Below are 18,039 nucleotides of genomic sequence, written 5' to 3' on the forward strand. Positions count from 1 at the left end.
ATGACCAATTTACAAGGACGTATTGTATTACGTGATCGGGTTGTTACAGGTAACATATCTTTTGGTAAGATAATTTCTGATATAGAGGCTGGAAATTTATCCAATAAAGATTCACAATATTATATTCTGCCGGGTTTTATTGATGGTCATGTTCATGGTGGAGATGGCGCGGATACAATGGATGGTGCGGAAGCAATTGAAAAGCTTTCAAGATTTCATATGCATCATGGCACGACAACCATTCTACCAACAACCATAACACGGCCATGGAAAGAAATTCTTGATTCACTTTGGGCAGTTAAAGAGGTGCGACAAAAGGGATTGGCGGATCTTCCCGATATTCGAGGTGCCCATTTGGAAGGTCCTTTTATCAGTAGCAAAAAACTGGGTGCCCAGCCTCCATTTAATATCATGCCAAAGGCAGAAGTGCTTCAGGAAATGATAGACTTGGATATTGTCAGAGTCATTACCATTGCCCCTGAAGTTGAATATATTGAACAGGCTGTTCCTTTATTAACCAAGGCTGGAATTCGTGTCAGTTTGGGACATACGGCATGCAGCTATAGCCAAGCCCAACATGCTTTGCAAATAACTCATACACATCATGGTGTTGTGGGGGGAACCCATTTATTTAATGCAATGGGTGGGATTGAAGGACGCGCTCCAGGCCTTGCCGGGGCCATATTAGATGATGATAAGGCATACGCTGAGATGATTTTTGATACCCATCATGTTCATCCTGTCAATTTTCGATTGGCACATCGTCAAAAACCAGATCATTTGCTGTTTGTGACAGATGCGATGCGTGGAGCTGGAATGCCTGAGGGTGAAAGTGAATTGGGTGGACAGAAAGTGATCATTAAAAATGGTTGTGTGATGGGAATGAATGGACATCTTGCAGGAAGTGTCCTAACGCTTGATCAAGCCTTTCGTAACGCTTTGGTTCATGGGGCAACACTACCGGAAGCGACACGTTTGGTAAGTACAAATGCAGCCCAATATCAGGGATTGACTGATCGTGGTGAGATCACACTTGGAAAAAGGGCAGATTTTGTTGTGATGAATGTCAATATGCAGGTTGAACAGGTTTGGATTGCAGGCAAAAGAAGAGTCTAGCTACAAATTGGGTTTAAATTCTGATATGGAGCCTAACCTTGTTTGAGGTTAGGTTTTTTTATTTGATATTTGGTGAGAGAATGGAGGTAAATAATTTGTTCTGAAATTATCTTAAACATAGTATTATAAAATAGTAAATACATTCAAAAGGGGTAAAACTTGAATAAATATTTTGTTAATATTGGAATATTATTATCGGTTTTTACTCTGTCCAATTGCCAGGCGGCCAATAAAAGTAATCATAAAACCTCATTTTCCTCCAAAAAAATAGGGATGCCCAATCCTGCCTCTGTTTATTGTCTAGAGTTGAAGGGAAAGCTGATCAAAAGACAAAATGATCTTGGAGAATATAATGATTGTCTTTTACCTGGTGGACAGGTTATTGAGGAATGGACATTATTTCGTAGAGACCATTCCGTTAAGAATTAGGAAACCAATGGTATTTATGAAACATTCTTGATTAATATCGGTTCCATTATCTTGAATATTTGAAAGTCTATAGAATGATTTATGTACGTAAGGCAAATGCAAGAGGGCATGCCAACCATGGCTGGCTTGAAACCTATCACAGTTTTTCGTTTGCAAATTACTATGATCCGGATTTTATGGGGTTTTCAGATTTAAGGGTAATTAATGAAGATCGGGTACAGGTGGGTAAAGGGTTTGGTCAGCACCCACACAAGAATATGGAAATTCTTTCCTATGTATTGGAAGGAACCATTGAACATCAAGATAGTATGGGTTTTAGGGAACGGGTAAAAGCCGGCGAGTTTCAGATCATGAGTGCCGGTACCGGAATTCATCATTCAGAATATAATCCCTCTGATCAGGAAACGTTACATTTTTATCAGATATGGATTAAACCAAATGAAATAAATATTAAGCCACGGTATGAAACAAGATATTTTCCTGAGATTGAGGGTAGGCAACTCATTTTATCATCAGACGCACGTGAAAATTCCCTAAAGATTTACCAAGACATGAATCTTTGGCGTTGGCGATTTAAGGCACAAGAAGATCATGAATATACAATTTTAAAAAGATACGGAAATGTATGGATTCAAGTTGTTACTGGTGAATTGAGAATAAATGGACAATTGATTCAAACAAGTGATGGCGTTGCTGTTTTTGATGAAGAAAATATTCAGATCACAACAGTTAAAGCTGCTGAAATATTGCTTTTTGAATTATTGTAAATGTTTGTAACCCATTAAAACAAATCCAAAAAAAGGATTTGCTTTTTTATCTAAGTGTGTAATGTTACCTTTTCAGAAATACTATCCGGTTTAAACCCAAGAATTTTACCAAAAAAAGCCAGCTCCAGCTCAAGAACTTTTTTTACGGTTGCCTCTTGTTTAAATCCATGCCCTTCTTCTTTAAATGTATAATATGCATGGGGAATATGGTTGTTTTTTAAAACTTTAATAATATTTTCTGCCTGTGATGGAGGGACCACCATATCTTTAAGGCCTTGAAAAAGAATAAGGGGACATGCAATTTGATGAATATGGGTCAAAGGGGAGCGTTCATGATAAAGCTCTTTTTCTTCTGGATAAGATCCGATAAGACCATTTAAATAGTTCGATTCAAATTTATGTGTTTCCTCAGCCAGGGCTGTTAAATCCCCCACACCATATAAACATGATCCTGCAGCAAAAATCTTGGATTTGACTAGGGCTGATAATACGGTAAAGCCTCCTGCGCTACTGCCTTTTATGACGATTTTTTTTGGGTCAACCTTTTGTTGCTTGATCAGATAGTTACAGGCATCAATACAATCCTGGACATCCAGGATTCCCCATTTTTTTTGTAATGCATTCCGGTAGGTTTTTCCAAAACCCGTAGATCCTCGATAATTAACATCAACAACCGCGAAACCTCGACTGGTCCAGAATTGTATCTTTGGATTGTAACTGTTAACAGTTTGACCTGTTGGTCCACCATGAGCAATGACCATCAAGGGAGGTAATTCATTTTTATTTGGTTGAAAATGCCGATTGGTTGGAGGATAGAAAAAACCATAAGCATATTGATGGTCCTGTGTTGGGAAACATATAGTATGTCCAATGGAAATGTCTTCCTTGTGTATATGAACTAGACTTGATATTTGAATAACCTGTCTATTGTGATGATTATCCTGGTAAATGATTTCCGTTGGTCGGGAAGTTGAGCAGTTTATCCAGGCAAATTCATTATTTTTTATGGGAACAGGACAATATTCAGGTTGATCTAGGGAGATTTTTTTGATTTTATTATGACTTATGACAAATGTTTCAGGAAATCCCTGATGAATAGCCTGGACAACAAAATTATTATTTGAAGCCGGATACCAGTTTTTTTGGCCAAAAATCCAATGTGGTTTACCAATTTCGGCATTCATCTGGGTAATGGCTCTTAAGTTATCAGCTTCGTCATTGTGCAAGTTTACATGGTAAAGATTCCACCAATTTTCACGGTCACTGCAAACATAGAGCTGATTATTTTCTGTCCAGCCTGGTTCAATCAGAGATTCAATTTGTTTATTACCAGCCAAGATCCTTTTATTTTTAATCGCTTTATCCTTAATATCAAAATCTGCACAACATAAATACGTTGATTCCCATGGCATGAAAGGATGATACCATTCAATCCAGGCGAGCTTCGCTTGATCCTTTGATAATGTTGGTGTGCTATAAAAATCAGCCTTTTCATCCAGTGTTATCATTATATTTGGATTATCCAATGAAAATAGAACAAGACTGTTTTTAACATTATTTGTTGAATGATCTTCACAAACACAGAAAACATGTTTATCAATCAAGTTAAAGCTGGCAAAACGCAAGGCTTTGTCCTGATACAGACAAGTAGCCTGCCGATCTTGTGAAACAGTCCAAATCCCACCTGTATAAAGATCGCTAAAAACAATACTGTTTTTATGAACGCTATAGGATCCTCCACCATATTCATGTACCTTATTTCCAACAGAAAATGATGGTGTGGTTATATCCTTTATACCCATGTTTTTATTCCATTGGACAAGAACGGTTCTGTTTTGTTCCTGTGGACGTCTTTCAAGCCAATATATGTTTTCCTCATCTATTTGTAATTCGGAAAAAATAACGTTCTTCCCTGCAACAGTTTCCGTTGTGAAAGGGGAGGGCCAACTTCCACAAGGGCCATTTTTTTTGAACATATTCATAACAAACTCGATAAAAATTAAATCTTTCTTAATTGGTTAGAATCGGTCATAAAGATAGTAAGATTTTTAGAAATGAAACAATATGGATTTTAAACACTGTTAGATTATATTTTACAATTTGTTCATCATTATGAATCCCATGCCTATTATATTGTTGGTCTTATCATTATGTTGGAAAGTATGGGATTAATCCTACCAGCTGAAAGCTTGCTGATTACCATATCCATTTACTGTGCCTCTCATTACAGTAGCCTCAATATTAATTATATAGCCTTATCCGCGATTGTCGGTGCGATTATGGGGGATAATTTTGGATATCTTATTGGTCGTATTGTTGGATATCCAGTATTGAAAAAATATGGTCCTAAATTCAAATTGACTCCAGATCGTTTATTATTAGGACAATATTTGTTTAAGCATCATGGGGGTAAAGCTGTTTTTTTTGGGCGTTTTGTTGCCATTTTAAGGTTTTTTACGGCTTTATTGGCGGGTGCAACACATATGCATTGGAAGGATTTTTTAATCTATAACGCTTTGGGGGGTATGTGTTGGGCAGGTGCCTTTACATATACCGCATATTTCCTGGGGCAGGAATTTCTTAGATTAAAAGGGACTATAGGCCTTGTTATAGGGATTATCTTTGTTGTAGTTGCTGTTCTGGTGTTTATATTTTTACGTAATAACGAACATAGGCTTGTCAAACGCGCAGAACAGGAACTAAAAGTTGATAATAATAAAAAATCATGATTTTTCAAATATCCAGAAAATTGGTGATCTTCCAGCCTTGTAGGCTTTTTGTTCGTAACGGGTTGGTGGCCAGTTTTCAGGACGTTTGTTCGTTTGCATGATTTTCTTGAAATAGGGTTGATTCTCCATGGTTTCTTCAACCCATGCCTGATAGGTTGGATCATCACTTGCAATATGCCATTGTCCTTTGGAGGTTAGAATACGATGAAGCAAAGGCAGACGTTCTGGATGGACAAACCGTCTTTTTGCATGTCTCGTTTTTGGCCAAGGGTCAGGAAAAAGCAGAAAAATCTTTTCAATTGAATTTTCCGGTAATGCACGGATCAAGATACGTGCATCTTCATTCCATATCCGAAGCATATTTGGAACAGTTGCTTCTGTTTCCTTAACATCTTCCCGAACAAGATTGGATAATAGGGAACAAATTCCGTTTTCGAATACCTCACATGCAATATAACCAATATCAGAATGTATTTGGTGCTGGGCAAGACTGTGCTCACCTCCCCCAAACCCAATTTCCAACCATAATGCCCTAGGCTGATTTTCAAAAGCCTCAAAGGGGTGTTTGATATTTCTGGTTGGGAATTTGATTCGGGGAAGATATTCTGAAAGAAGCCGTTTTTGTCTGTCGCGTAAAGGATGGCCACGACGACGCCCGTACAAACGGTCTTTGGGTAGGGATGAATCTGTTTTGGAAAAAGGCTCTTGAGTACTTTCTCCACAAGAACCTTTTTGAATTATGGTCATATACTTAAGTTTTAACGATTAAAAGCATTTTGCAAAGCATCAACAAGATCAGTTTTTTCCCATGTAAAATCATCTTTTACCGGGTCTGGATGGCGTCCAAAATGACCGTAGGCTGAAGTTTGTTTGTATATGGGACGATTTAATCGTAAATGTTTACGGATGCCTCTTGGAGAAAGATCCATTAATTCACGTAAAACTTTTTCAAGTTTTGCTTCATCAATGTCTTTGCCTGTTCCATGTAAATCAACATAAACAGAGAGAGGATGGGAAACTCCAATCGCATATGAAATTTGCAGGGTACAAAGATCAGCAAGACCGGAAGCTACAATATTTTTGGCAAGATAACGACAGGCATATGCTGCTGAGCGATCAACTTTGGTTGGATCCTTACCCGAGAAAGCTCCACCACCATGAGGGGCAGCCCCACCATAAGTATCGACGATGATTTTACGACCTGTCAGGCCACAATCGCCATCAGGACCTCCAATAACAAAAATTCCTGTAGGATTGACATAAAATTCTTTTTCTGGACACATCCAGCCTTCTGGCAATGTATTCGTAATCAGTTCTTTTAAAACGTCACGAATGTTTTCCTGTGGCATGGATTCCTCATGTTGGGTTGATAAAACAACAGAGGTTGCGCCAACAGGTTTACCGTGAACATAACGCAAGGTTACCTGACTTTTTGCGTCCGGAAGAAATCCTTTACCCTTAGGGTTACTTGATTTACGTAGGTCATTGAGATTTTTTAGGATCTTATGAGCATAATAAATTGGGGCAGGCATTAAGGTTTCGGTTTCAGACGTTGCAAAACCAAACATGATTCCCTGATCGCCAGCACCTTCATCTTTACTTTCATTACTGTCAACACCGACTGCGATATGGGGAGACTGTGCATGTAACAGGTTTAATATATTTGCGGTTTTCCAAGAAAAACCGTCCTGGTCGTATCCAATTTCACGTATGGTTTCACGGGCTTTTTCATTGAGCATTTCTTTGGTAATGCTTTTCGGGCCACGCAGTTCTCCAGCCAAAATTACCTGATTGGTTGTAACAAGAGTCTCACAAGCTACGCGCGCTTCTGGATCTGCGGCAAGGTAGGTATCCAAAATGGTGTCGCTGATACGATCGGCAACTTTATCTGGATGACCCTCTGATACCGATTCCGAAGCGAACAGAAAATCGCTATTGTTTCGCATAATTTTTCTGCTATCTCACTAATAAATAAAAAAACACAAGTATTGTAAACAGACCCTTTTGTGGTCTATCCGTCAAGTATTAATTTAAAAAAAATTATTATTTGACCGGATCCAGTCCCAAAACATGGTTCATGCCATATAAACCTGCGGGTTTATTGATACACCAAAAAGCTGATCGAACGGCACCTTTTGCAAAAATGCGACGATCAAAAGCTTTATGTGTAAGAACAATTTCCTCGACATCGGAGAGAAATATGGCACTATGTTCACCAACAATTTGCCCGCCCCTTAAGGAAGCAAATCCGATGGCATCTTTTTTCCGCGCCCCTGTAAATCCTTTTCTGCCAATTTCTGCAACAGATCCTAAATCCACCTTTCTTGCTTTTGCAATGGATTCCCCGATTGCCAAGGCTGTTCCAGATGGAGCGTCAACTTTTTGACGATGGTGTGTTTCCACAATTTCAGCATCATACTGATCGGCAGGCAAAGCTTTCGCCAGTTCAAAAGCCAGTCGGGTTATCAAGGTTACACCAGGTGAAAAATTAGCCGCCTGAACAACAGGAATGGTTTTTGCGGTTTCTTTGATAAGTTTTTGGACGGATTCAGATATGCCTGTTGTTCCTAAAATCCATGCTGTTTTACTATTGTTTAATGCTTTTGCATGTGTTTCTGTTGCTGTAGCATTTGTAAAATCGATAATTACATCACTTTTTTCGACCAGACTTGCAATGTCAGAGAAGATTTGAACAGAATCTGGCATATCATGAATGTCTTTTGAAAGTGATGTACCTCCAGATAAAACAGCATTATCTCTAGAGGTAATTTCTTCCATTAAAAGACGTCCAACACGTCCGGTTATGCCAGCAATACCAATATGTAAAACAGATATATTCATTCTAAACACTTTCATTTATCAAAGAATAGATTAATCAGGATTTTCCTTCAAAAAAATCTTTGACTTTCTTAAAAAAACTCGTTGTTTCCGGATTTCCCTCATTTTCTTTATTTTGTGCTTCTGCCTCGAATTCTTCAAGCAGCTCTTTCTGGCGTTTTGTTAAATGTTGAGGAATCTCGACTTTGACTTCAATATACATATCACCACGTGATGAAGAGCGTAGAACAGAAAAACCCTTACCCCGTAAACGGAATTGTTTACCTGTTTGGGTACCGGCAGGAATTTTCACTTTTGATCTGCCACCATCTATGATAGGTACTTCAAGTTCTGTTCCCAAAGCAGCCTGCGTGATTCGAATGGGGATACGACAGAATATATTTGCCCCTTCTCTGTGAAATAGATCATGGGGTAAAACAGAAACATATACGTATAAATCCCCAGGTGGATTTCCATTGCTGCCGGCCTCCCCTTCCCCCGAAATCCTTATACGTGTTCCATCTTCAATTCCGGCAGGTATATCGATTTCCAACTCTTTATCTTGATTTTCAAGCCCGGTTCCATGACATTTTTTACATGGGTTACTGATGACCTGGCCTGTTCCATGACAGGTATTACAAGGGCGTTCTACCAGAAAAAATCCCTGTTGAGCACGGATTTTTCCAGAACCATGACAGGTCGGACAGGTTTTATTTCCATTGGTTTTGTCTGTTGATCCTGATCCATCACAGCTTTGGCAAGGTTTTTTTGTTTTATATTTTACCTTTTTCTTAATGCCTGTAAAAGCTTCAGTTAACTGGATTTCGGTTTGAATTTGGATATCAGCACCAGAACGTTTGCGACTGTTACCGCCACGATTCATACCCATCATATCGCCGAACATGTCAAAGATATCGCTGAAGCCACCAGCTCCAAAACCACCGCCGAAACCATTACCGGCCCCGCCATTTTGGAAAGCATCGTGACCAAAACGGTCATAAGCGGCTTTTTTCTGTTCATCTTTTAGAACATCATAGGCCTCATTTATTTCTTTAAATTTGGCTTCCGCCTCCTGATCGCCAGGATTGCGATCAGGATGGTATTGCATTGCTTTCTTGCGATAGGCTTTTTTAATTTCTTCGCTACTTGACGTGCGACTAATCTCTAGAATTTCATAATAATCTCGTTTAGACATTGATGTCCTCAAATTATCTTCAAATAGATATCGTAACAAAAAGCAGCCCGCCTTTGTTGAAAGGACGGGCTTGACTTCTTACGACATATCAAATTGGTTAATATATCTTATTTAATAGGCATTGACCCATTAGCTAGATTTTTTGTCATTATGATTGACATCTTCAAAATCAGCATCAACAATGTCTTCTTCTGGTTTTGCAGAGGAACCTGCTTGATCTGCAGTTTCTGCTCCAGCAGCCCCTGCGGCTGCATTTGCATTATTGGTTGCTTTGTAAATGGTTTCACCGATTTTCATCAAAAGCTGGGAAAGTTTTTCAGTTGATGATTTTAGGGCCTCCAAATCATCACCTTCTTTTTTGCTTTTAACATCGGCTACGGCAGCTTCAATATCTGATTTTGTTGAGGCATCAATCTTGTCACCATGCTCTTGCAGGTTTTTCTCTACCTGGGCGACCATCATATCTGCCTGATTTCTACTTTCAACCATTTCTTTCTTCTGCTTGTCTGCCTCAGCATTCGCTTCAGCATCTTTAACCATTTTTTCGATATCGGCATCTGACAGACCACCAGAAGCCTGAATACGAATTTGCTGCTCTTTACCGGTTGCTTTATCCTTGGCGGATACAGAAACGATACCGTTTGCATCAATATCGAATGTTACTTCAATTTGTGGAACTCCACGTGGTGCAGGTGCGATTCCTGTCAGGTCAAAGTTGCCAAGCAACTTGTTGTCTGCCGCCATTTCACGTTCACCTTGGTAAACCTTGATGGTAACAGCACTTTGGTTGTCTTCTGCTGTAGAGAACGTTTGGCTTTTCTTTGTAGGAATGGTTGTGTTTCTATCGATTAAACGTGTGAAAACACCCCCGAGTGTTTCAATTCCAAGGGATAAAGGAGTAACGTCAAGCAACAGTACGTCTTTAACATCCCCCTTAAGAACAGCACCTTGAATGGCAGCACCAATTGCAACGACTTCATCAGGGTTAACGTTACGGGCGGGTTCCTTGCCAAAGAAGCTTTTGACGACCTCGATGACTTTTGGCATACGGGTCATTCCACCTACCAAAATAACTTCATCAATATTATTTGCTGATAATCCGGCATCCTTGATCGCTGCCTTACAAGGTTCTAGGGTTTTGGTGATTAGATCATCAACCAAGCTTTCCAGTTTTGCACGGCTTAGTTTAATGACCAAGTGTTTTGGACCGGAAGCATCAGCGGTTATAAATGGAAGGTTAATTTCCGTTTCTTTTGAAGAGGAAAGTTCGATTTTTGCTTTTTCAGCTGCCTCTTTCAAACGTTGTAAGGCAAGTTTATCACTGCGAAGGTCAATTCCTTGTTCTTTTTTGAATTCATCAGCCAAGAAATCAATGATTCGAGCATCAAAATCCTCACCACCAAGGAAAGTATCACCGTTGGTTGATTTAACTTCAATTACACCATCAGATATTTCTAGAACAGAAATATCAAAAGTACCACCACCTAGGTCATATACAGCAATGGTGCCGCTATTTTTCTTTTCCAAACCGTAGGCCAGCGCGGCGGCTGTTGGTTCGTTGATAATACGAAGAACATCAAGTCCAGCAATTTTACCGGCATCCTTGGTTGCCTGACGTTGCGCGTCATTAAAATAAGCCGGAACAGTAATGACAGCCTGTGTTACTTTTTCGCCCAGATATGCTTCTGCTGTTTCTTTCATTTTACCTAAAATGAATGCAGAAATTTGTGAAGGGGCGTATTTTTTATCTCTGGCTTCAACCCATGCATCGCCATTTTCACCTTTGACAATAGAATAGGGAACCAACCCCTTGTCACGGCTTACAGTCGGATCGTCAAACCGACGACCAATTAACCGTTTTACGGCGTAAAATGTATTTGTTGGATTAGTGACAGCCTGTCTTTTTGCTGACTGACCAACAAGCATTTCATTGTTTTCAGTGAAAGCAACCATCGAAGGGGTAGTACGGGCCCCCTCACTATTTTCTATTACTTTGGTTTCATTACCTTCACGGATAGCAACACAGGAGTTTGTTGTACCAAGGTCAATACCAATAACTTTACTCATTAATTCATCTCCTAATAGCAACTTTCACAAGACCCGAAGCGCCTTCTAAAAGTCCTTTTTTAAAAATCATGGTCATTAAACATTAACCCCCAATAATGGCGAGGTTACAGTTATGACTTGTTACCATTATATAAGTTTCTTTAGTGAAATCTTCAAGAAACCTTTTGAACAGCCCCATTATACACATTTAATTAATGGAAGTCAGCTAATTAATTTAGTTATTTAATATCTGCATTATGTGTTTTCAGGAGATTTGGCCACGACAACCATGGCTGGTTTTAACAGACGGTCATTTAGGGTCCATGTTGGGGTCCAGCTTTGAATAATGGTTCCCTGAGGGTGTTCATCAGATGGTTGTTCTGCCATTGCTTGATGTTTATTTGCATCAAATGGACTGCCTGTCGGATCTTCACATTTGATACCATTTTTTTCCAGAATTTTTAAAAATGAACGTTCAGTACTTTCAAAACCTTCACGCATTTTTGTAATCATTGGATCTTCATTCCCAGCTGGTTTTGGCAAGCTATCAATGCCGCGACGCAGGTTTTCGGCTGCCTCTACGATGTCACGAGCAAATTTCTGTACAGTATACAGGCGTGTATCTTCAAGCTCTTTTTTATGGCGATTGCGCAGATTCTGATTTTCGGCTTCTGAACGCATCCACTGATCTTTCATGGCTTGCAGTTCATTTTTCAACTTGTCAACTTCACTATTCTGGCTGGAAGAGGAATCTGAAGATTCCGTGCCGTTATCCTCTTGTGGGAAAATAGTTTCATGACCCCGTGAATCTTGTTCCTGATCAGGAACAGAGCTATTTTCTGTATTGGCGTGTAAATTTTCTTCTTTTGTCATAATAACCAAATTTGTTTTATTCTGTTAAAAAGATTGTAAAAGATATTGGATAAGATCGGTATCCTTACAAAATTTAAGACAGATCTATTTTAATAAACTTTTTGAAAGTTACAAGAAATACGAATGAAATAGAGCAAATAAGATATAGAAATTAACCTTTGGAATTGATTTTATAATTTATTTTCTATTTAACTTTATTCTAGCATATTTATATAAGATTTTGATTTATTTTTAATGGATTGGTGGAGTGTAACAGGTGGAAGCAGGGAAACATGTCATAGCATTGGTTGATGATGACCGTAATATTTTAACCTCTGTTTTTATGATGCTGGAAGCTGACGGTTTTATTGTTCAGACCTATACGGATGGTGAAAGTGCGTTGCAAGGTCTTTTATCACGTCCTGTTGATCTGGTGGTTTTGGATATTAAGATGCCTCGGATGGATGGAATAGAATTGTTGCAGAGACTGCGTAACCGTTCCCAAATTCCCGTGATAATATTATCTTCCAAGGATGAGGAAATTGACCAGTTAATGGGGTTGCGCCTTGGGGCAGATGATTATATCACTAAACCTTTTTCCCAGCGTCTTCTTCTGGAGCGTATCCGTGCTTTGTTAAGGCGTCATGAAGTCAATAAGGCTGAAAATGATGGTGGGATCAATAACGGTTTGGTTATTCGTGGTGCTTTAACCTTGGATGATATGCGCCATCAATGTCGTTGGCATGACCAGGATATTCAATTGACAGTAACTGAATTTTTATTGACCAAAGCATTGGCAACACGGCCCGGCCTGGTAAAATCAAGGGATCAGTTGATTGATGCTGCCTATGGTGAAAATATTTATGTTGATGATAGAACAATAGATAGTCATATTAAACGTATCCGCAAGAAATTTCGTCAGATTGATCCTGAATTTAATAAAATAGAAACGTTGTATGGCATTGGATATCGTTACAAAGAAGATTAGAAAAGTCTATAAACTCTTTGGTTTTTTTTATCGTCATTACCCTTTGGAGGATAGAAGATTCAAGAAACTTTTTTTCTCTCCTCTGATGAAAAGGATATTATTGGTTAATACGCTTCCTCTTGTGGTTTTGGTTGTTACACTTCTTTATTTGAATCAATTTCAGAATAGCCTTTTGGAAACAGAAATCAATGTTTTACGGGAGCAGGCAAAAATTTATGCTGGAGCACTCAGCCAAAGTGCAATCAAGAAGATTAAGGATGATGTTTTTTTTCGATCCTTGGATTTTTATGCTCTGGTGCCAGAACAGCGAAATAATCAATCTTTATCTGTTGAATTGGCCAGACCTCTTTTGTTAAGCCTAACAAACCCCAGTCCACGTGTACGTGCACGTGTTTATGCTGTTAATGGGAAACTGGTTATTGACAGTCAAAATGAAAGAAAAAAAATATATAGATCTCATAAAGATAATCGACTTGATAATTCAGTTTTTTCAAATACAGAACAAGATTCACAGAAAAAAATAACCGTATTTGGTGAGAGTAATAAAAATAAATATTTAAATTATGACGGCTTTTTAGAACAGATTTATGATCATCTTTTAAGTTGGCTTCCCTATACGAATGCAAGAAGAATTGAGTTTCTTGAAATGGGTGCTGATCCAGATAGTGTACCTTATGATAATCAGACATTTAAGCTGCATGAATTATCAAATAATTATGAAGCTCCCCCTTATATTCGTAGGACGGTTGATTATCGTTTGTTGATTACCGTATCTGAACCTATCATCCATCAGAAACAGCTTGTAGGTATTATTGAATTGACAAGAGAGGCACAGGATATTGATCAGGCGCTATTTTCTGTGCGTGCATCAATTTTGATTCTATTTTTAGTTGCCTTGGCAATAACGGTCCTATTATCTTGGTATTTGTCGTTGACTATTGCAAAACCTTTACTGAGTTTGGCTAATTCCGCTTACAGGATTCATAAATCTACGGGACGAAACAGAATGATTCCTGATTCCCTTTTGATCCGAAAAGATGTTATCGGTGATCTGGCAAGGGCAATTCAGGATAGTGCAAGAGAGTTATGGACCAAGATGGATGCAATTGAGCGTTTTGCGGCTGATGTCAGTCATGAGCTAAAAAATCCTTTGTCTTCTATTCGTTCTGCAATTGAATTGTTACCAAGAATAAAAGATGATAAACATCGTCAACAGTTATTATTCATCATTACCGATGATGTTAAACGTTTGGATCGTTTAATAACGGATATTGCCAATTCAAGTCGTATTGAATCTGAAATGTCAAGGGTGGCTCCAAAAGCTGTTGCTGTAGCGCCTATTTTTCGTTTGCTTGCTGATATCAATGCAGCCACACAGAAAGAAGATGATCCTTATATTGTTGTGGATCTGAAAAATGACGATATTAAATATCCGCTTTCTGTTTTGGCAATTGAAGATAGACTGGTACAGGTTTTAAGGAATTTAATTGGAAACGCATCTTCTTTTTCTCCATCAAAGGGAAGAATTATTTTGTCGGCTGTTGCAGTCAAAGATAACGTGGAAATCATGGTCAGTGATGAGGGGCCGGGGATTCCTGAAAACAAATTAAACAATATCTTTGAACGGTTCTATACAGAGCGACCTCAAGGAGAAAATTTTGGGCAACATTCAGGTCTTGGATTATCAATTTGTCGGCAAATTGTGGTTGCCTTGAAAGGGTCAATTCGTGCCTATAACCGGTATGATGATGCAGGAAAAGTTATTGGCGCCTCTTTTGTGGTTTCTTTACCAAGGGCAAAATAACTGATTGGATTTTGTTGTAAATTTAAAAATTTAATCAAACAAAAACCGATTCGCTCAAAGAATTTTCGAATATTTAATTACAATTAAAGATATATTACAAATATATATTTGTAATATAATATGTAAAAAAAATACTTATTAAAATAATGATTATCCTAATTTGTTAAGCTTTATCAGGAACTAATTAATTTTTTTGCGAAAGATTGCATATTTATTTGTTGTTATTTGGTCACATTATGTATTGTTTAAGTATATATTGTTAGAAACTGGTTGCCTGATCAATGGTTATGATCCTAATAAAAAAGAACATTTAACTATTTAATTTGATCATTTTATCTTTACTTTGATCAGTAAGGTTTCATCACAATGAAAAAATCATTAAGTCGTATTCTTACCTGTGCATTTTTGTTTACGCCAGTCGCAGGCTATGCACAACAACATTATGCTTCTCCTAATCTGACTCCTGCTGCCAATCCAGCATTGGCTCCAGCTTCAAGCACAACTGCCCCAGCAACGGCAATTCCTATGAGAAGAGAAGAAATCTGGGCTTCTGGCTGGAGTGGAAAAATCCAGTATCGTGAAGTTCCAATGTATGCTCCACCTAAAAAACCAAAACCTCATTGTGGTTTATTTAAAACATGTCCTGGTGTAACCAGAATTGGTTTGGGTAAAGGTGATTTTATCATCAGATTAAGTGCATTGGGTGTTATCACGAATAATACAAGTTCTAAAACATCCGTTGGAGGGCATGTCAATGCAACAAACCAGGTTATGCCTGAATTAAGTTTTGATTATTTTGTCACGGATAATTTGTCATTTGAATTAATTGCGGCAAGTACACGTCATGAAATCAAGGCACAGGGTGTCCCGGGTCTTGGTAAGGTGGATGTGGGCAGTGGATGGATTTTACCTCCTACCTTGACAGCACAATGGCATTTCCGTCCTCATAAGGCCTTTAATCCTTATGTAGGTGTTGGCTTGACAGTCGCTTTCTGGCATAATATCTCTCCTGCAGGGGGTATTGTCAAAAAAGTGGGGCTTGAAACAGCAGTTGGTCCATCTTTCAATTTCGGGTTTGATTATCAGATTGTTGGAAACTGGTTCTATAATGCTGATGTAAAACAGATTCTTTTACAACAACGTGCCCATATTAATGACAGTCCTAACAGAATTGATGCTCGTACTTCTTTGAATCCAACCGTTGTAAGTATGGGTATTGGATATCGCTTTTAATTCATTGCGGAGATTGGCATGAAACCCGAAGTTTCCTTTGACCGTCTTGCGCGGTATGAAGGAAACGTGCCGCGTTATACAAGTTACCCAACAGCTGTACAGTTTGAAGAGCGTGTCGGGTTTAATGAGTATAAACATTGGTTGCAGGCTTTTCCTGAAGAAGAGCCTGTTTCTTTGTATATCCATGTTCCTTTTTGTGATGAATTGTGCAAATTTTGTGCCTGTAACACACAAGTCGTTCATCAAGTTAATGTGCGGGTTGCTTATGGTAATCTTCTATGTGATGAATTGAAACGACTGGCAACCCTTTTAAAATCGCGTCGTAAAGTAAGTTTTGTTCATTTTGGTGGGGGTACTCCTACAACATTACCGATTGAAGCGATGAAAAAGGTAATGTCAACAATACGATCCTTATTTTATGTTCAGCAAGATGCCGATATTTCGATAGAATTAGATCCAAGACATATCTCCGAGGATTATCTTGTATTATTACCCTCTGTTGGGTTTACACGGGTTAGCCTTGGAGTTCAGGATATTGCTCCTGAAGTGCAAAAGGCTTGCGGTCGAATCCAGAGTTTTGAAATGATTTCTGATTGTATTGATCGTGTCAGACAGAAAAATATAAAATCGGTTAATTGTGATTTGATTTATGGTCTGCCCAATCAAACAGCTGCCAGTGTTCGAGAAACGATAGAAGCTATTGTGACGTTAAGGCCTGATCGTTTGGCTGTTTTTGGTTATGCACATGTCCCATGGAAATTTAAACGCCAAACTTTGTTGGAGGGGGAAATCTTACCCAATCCGGCTGAACGTTTTGAGCAGAGACAGATTATTGATGAAGTTTTAAAAAAAGCGGGTTATCGAGTTATCGGATTTGATCATTATGCTTTGCCTCATGATTCCATGAGTAAGGCAATGGAAAAAGGCGCACTTCATCGCAACTTCCAGGGATATACCGTAGACCAAGCCAAAGCACTGTTAGGAGTTGGTGCTTCATCAATTTCAATTTTACCGCAAGGTATTTTTCAAAATCAGCCATCTTCCTATGGCTATCAAAAGGCAATGCAGCAGTCCGATATCTTGCCCGTTGTAAGGGGAGTGCAGCGTAGTACAGCAGATTTGTTCCGTTGGGAAATAATTGAGCGGTTAATGTGTGACTTACATGTTGATTTAAAGAAAATGATTGGTCAATATAAACAAGATCCGTTTTTATTAGGTGAGTTTCTTAAAAAGCTACGCTGTTTTGAAGAGGATGGTCTGGTTATTATTCGTAATAATGAAATTACAGTGACAGAAGAAGGTCGTCCCTTTTTACGAAATATCGCCGTGGTTTTTGATGCTTATTACCGTGCAGCTCCCCATCGCCATGCGCAGGCGATTTAGGTGAAAGAAAAATTATGCAACTTGTAGAAGAGATAAAGCAAACCAAACAAGATATCAAAAACGTAATTGATCATGCTGATTATCATTCGCTGCCATATTCCTATTGGACAATGACGAATGTCTTGCCTTCATTTATTTGTGACTCTCTGTTGAACTGGATGCCTGATTCAAGATCTATTGCCGGTGATGTGAAGGGCAAAAGGGAAAATCATAATAAAGATCGTGTATTTGTAACCCAGCAAAAACAGAGGGAGGATCCCGCCTGTGCGGTTTTGGCGCAAGTTTTTGATTCAGAGGAAATTCGTTCTGCTTTCTCTCATTTAACAGGTGGTGACCTTTCCAATACTTGTTTAAGATTGGAATTATGCCTTGATACTGATGGGTTCTGGTTGGAACCACATACAGATATTGGGGCAAAGAAATTAACCTTTTTGCTTTCTTTGTCCACTGCAGAAGGGGCAGAGGGATGGGGGACCGATATCATGAATGAGGAAGGTCAGTCTTTGGGAAGAAGCTCAGGCGTTTTCAATTCAGCATTTTTATTTATTCCCGCTAAAAATACCTGGCATGGTTTTGAAAAGCGACCTATCAAGGGAGTGCGTCGTACCCTTATTTTAAATTATGTAGATTCAAGTTGGCGTGCAAAACATGAATTGGCATTTCCCTCGTAATTGAATAAA

The 18,039-nt window shown here is 38.7% G+C and carries 16 protein-coding genes; 9 read left to right on the forward strand and 7 right to left on the reverse strand.

Annotation, left to right across the window (positions count from 1 at the left end):
• The 3 genes from nagA (at position 1) to H3R33_RS06515 (ending at position 2,312) form a co-directional block, all read left to right on the forward strand.
• Positions 1-1,116, forward strand: a complete 1,116-nt coding sequence (gene nagA / locus H3R33_RS06505; RefSeq protein ID WP_198185095.1) for an N-acetylglucosamine-6-phosphate deacetylase — start codon at positions 1-3, stop codon at positions 1,114-1,116.
• A 159-nt stretch (positions 1,117-1,275) separates the two neighbouring features.
• Entirely contained in the window at positions 1,276-1,545 is a 270-nt protein-coding gene (locus H3R33_RS06510) for a DUF333 domain-containing protein (protein WP_197037451.1), read from the forward strand.
• Positions 1,546-1,619: 74 nt separating this feature from the next.
• On the forward strand, positions 1,620-2,312 hold the full coding sequence (locus H3R33_RS06515; protein WP_198185094.1) for a pirin family protein: 693 nt from the start codon (positions 1,620-1,622) through the stop codon (positions 2,310-2,312).
• 50 nt (positions 2,313-2,362) lie between these two features.
• Here the strand turns inward: H3R33_RS06515 and H3R33_RS06520 are convergent, their stop codons facing one another.
• Entirely contained in the window at positions 2,363-4,294 is a 1,932-nt protein-coding gene (locus H3R33_RS06520; protein WP_198185093.1) for a S9 family peptidase, read from the reverse strand.
• A 168-nt stretch (positions 4,295-4,462) separates the two neighbouring features.
• On the opposite strand from H3R33_RS06520, the gene H3R33_RS06525 reads away from it, so the two are divergent.
• On the forward strand, positions 4,463-5,041 hold the full coding sequence (locus H3R33_RS06525) for a DedA family protein (RefSeq protein WP_155568668.1): 579 nt from the start codon (positions 4,463-4,465) through the stop codon (positions 5,039-5,041).
• Here the strand turns inward: H3R33_RS06525 and H3R33_RS06530 are convergent.
• From H3R33_RS06530 to H3R33_RS06555, 6 genes are all read right to left on the reverse strand, one after another.
• Positions 5,036-5,788 (reverse strand): tRNA (guanosine(46)-N(7))-methyltransferase TrmB, encoded by a 753-nt coding sequence (locus tag H3R33_RS06530; protein ID WP_198185092.1) that lies wholly within the window; start codon positions 5,786-5,788, stop codon positions 5,036-5,038. The two genes, H3R33_RS06525 and H3R33_RS06530, sit on opposite strands and share 6 nt — an antisense overlap.
• 11 nt (positions 5,789-5,799) lie before the next feature.
• Entirely contained in the window at positions 5,800-6,987 is a 1,188-nt protein-coding gene (gene metK / locus H3R33_RS06535) for a methionine adenosyltransferase (protein ID WP_198185091.1), read from the reverse strand.
• A 97-nt stretch (positions 6,988-7,084) separates the two neighbouring features.
• Complete coding sequence (gene dapB / locus H3R33_RS06540; RefSeq protein ID WP_198185090.1) at positions 7,085-7,882, reverse strand: 4-hydroxy-tetrahydrodipicolinate reductase; 798 nt, start codon at positions 7,880-7,882, stop codon at positions 7,085-7,087.
• A 34-nt stretch (positions 7,883-7,916) separates the two neighbouring features.
• Positions 7,917-9,053 carry a molecular chaperone DnaJ gene (gene dnaJ, locus H3R33_RS06545; protein WP_110439202.1) on the reverse strand — a complete coding sequence of 379 codons (1,137 nt, stop codon included), beginning with the start codon at positions 9,051-9,053 and terminating at the stop codon, positions 7,917-7,919.
• Positions 9,054-9,182: 129 nt separating this feature from the next.
• On the reverse strand, positions 9,183-11,120 hold the full coding sequence (gene dnaK, locus H3R33_RS06550; protein ID WP_198185089.1) for a molecular chaperone DnaK: 1,938 nt from the start codon (positions 11,118-11,120) through the stop codon (positions 9,183-9,185).
• Between the two features lie 234 nt (positions 11,121-11,354).
• Positions 11,355-11,972: a nucleotide exchange factor GrpE gene (locus H3R33_RS06555; RefSeq protein WP_198185088.1), complete on the reverse strand. Its 618-nt coding sequence runs from the start codon at positions 11,970-11,972 to the stop codon at positions 11,355-11,357.
• Between the two features lie 256 nt (positions 11,973-12,228).
• Here H3R33_RS06555 and H3R33_RS06560 point away from each other — a divergent pair, with 256 nt between their 5' ends.
• From H3R33_RS06560 to H3R33_RS06580, 5 genes are all read left to right on the forward strand, one after another.
• A complete protein-coding gene (locus H3R33_RS06560) occupies positions 12,229-12,939 on the forward strand; it encodes a response regulator transcription factor (RefSeq protein WP_110439199.1) in 711 nt (236 codons plus the stop codon).
• Between the two features lie 43 nt (positions 12,940-12,982).
• A complete protein-coding gene (locus H3R33_RS06565) occupies positions 12,983-14,743 on the forward strand; it encodes an ATP-binding protein (RefSeq protein ID WP_370552696.1) in 1,761 nt (586 codons plus the stop codon).
• Positions 14,744-15,109: 366 nt separating this feature from the next.
• Entirely contained in the window at positions 15,110-15,976 is an 867-nt protein-coding gene (locus H3R33_RS06570) for an OmpW family protein (RefSeq protein ID WP_110439197.1), read from the forward strand.
• An 18-nt stretch (positions 15,977-15,994) separates the two neighbouring features.
• Positions 15,995-17,359: an oxygen-independent coproporphyrinogen III oxidase gene (hemN, locus tag H3R33_RS06575; protein WP_198185086.1), complete on the forward strand. Its 1,365-nt coding sequence runs from the start codon at positions 15,995-15,997 to the stop codon at positions 17,357-17,359.
• A 14-nt stretch (positions 17,360-17,373) separates the two neighbouring features.
• A complete protein-coding gene (locus H3R33_RS06580; RefSeq protein WP_198198889.1) occupies positions 17,374-18,030 on the forward strand; it encodes a 2OG-Fe(II) oxygenase in 657 nt (218 codons plus the stop codon).
• Positions 18,031-18,039 lie beyond the last annotated feature (9 nt).

This window comes from Commensalibacter sp. B14384M2, from assembly GCF_016101865.1.
GTDB classification, from domain to species: Bacteria; Pseudomonadota; Alphaproteobacteria; order Acetobacterales; family Acetobacteraceae; genus Commensalibacter; species Commensalibacter melissae.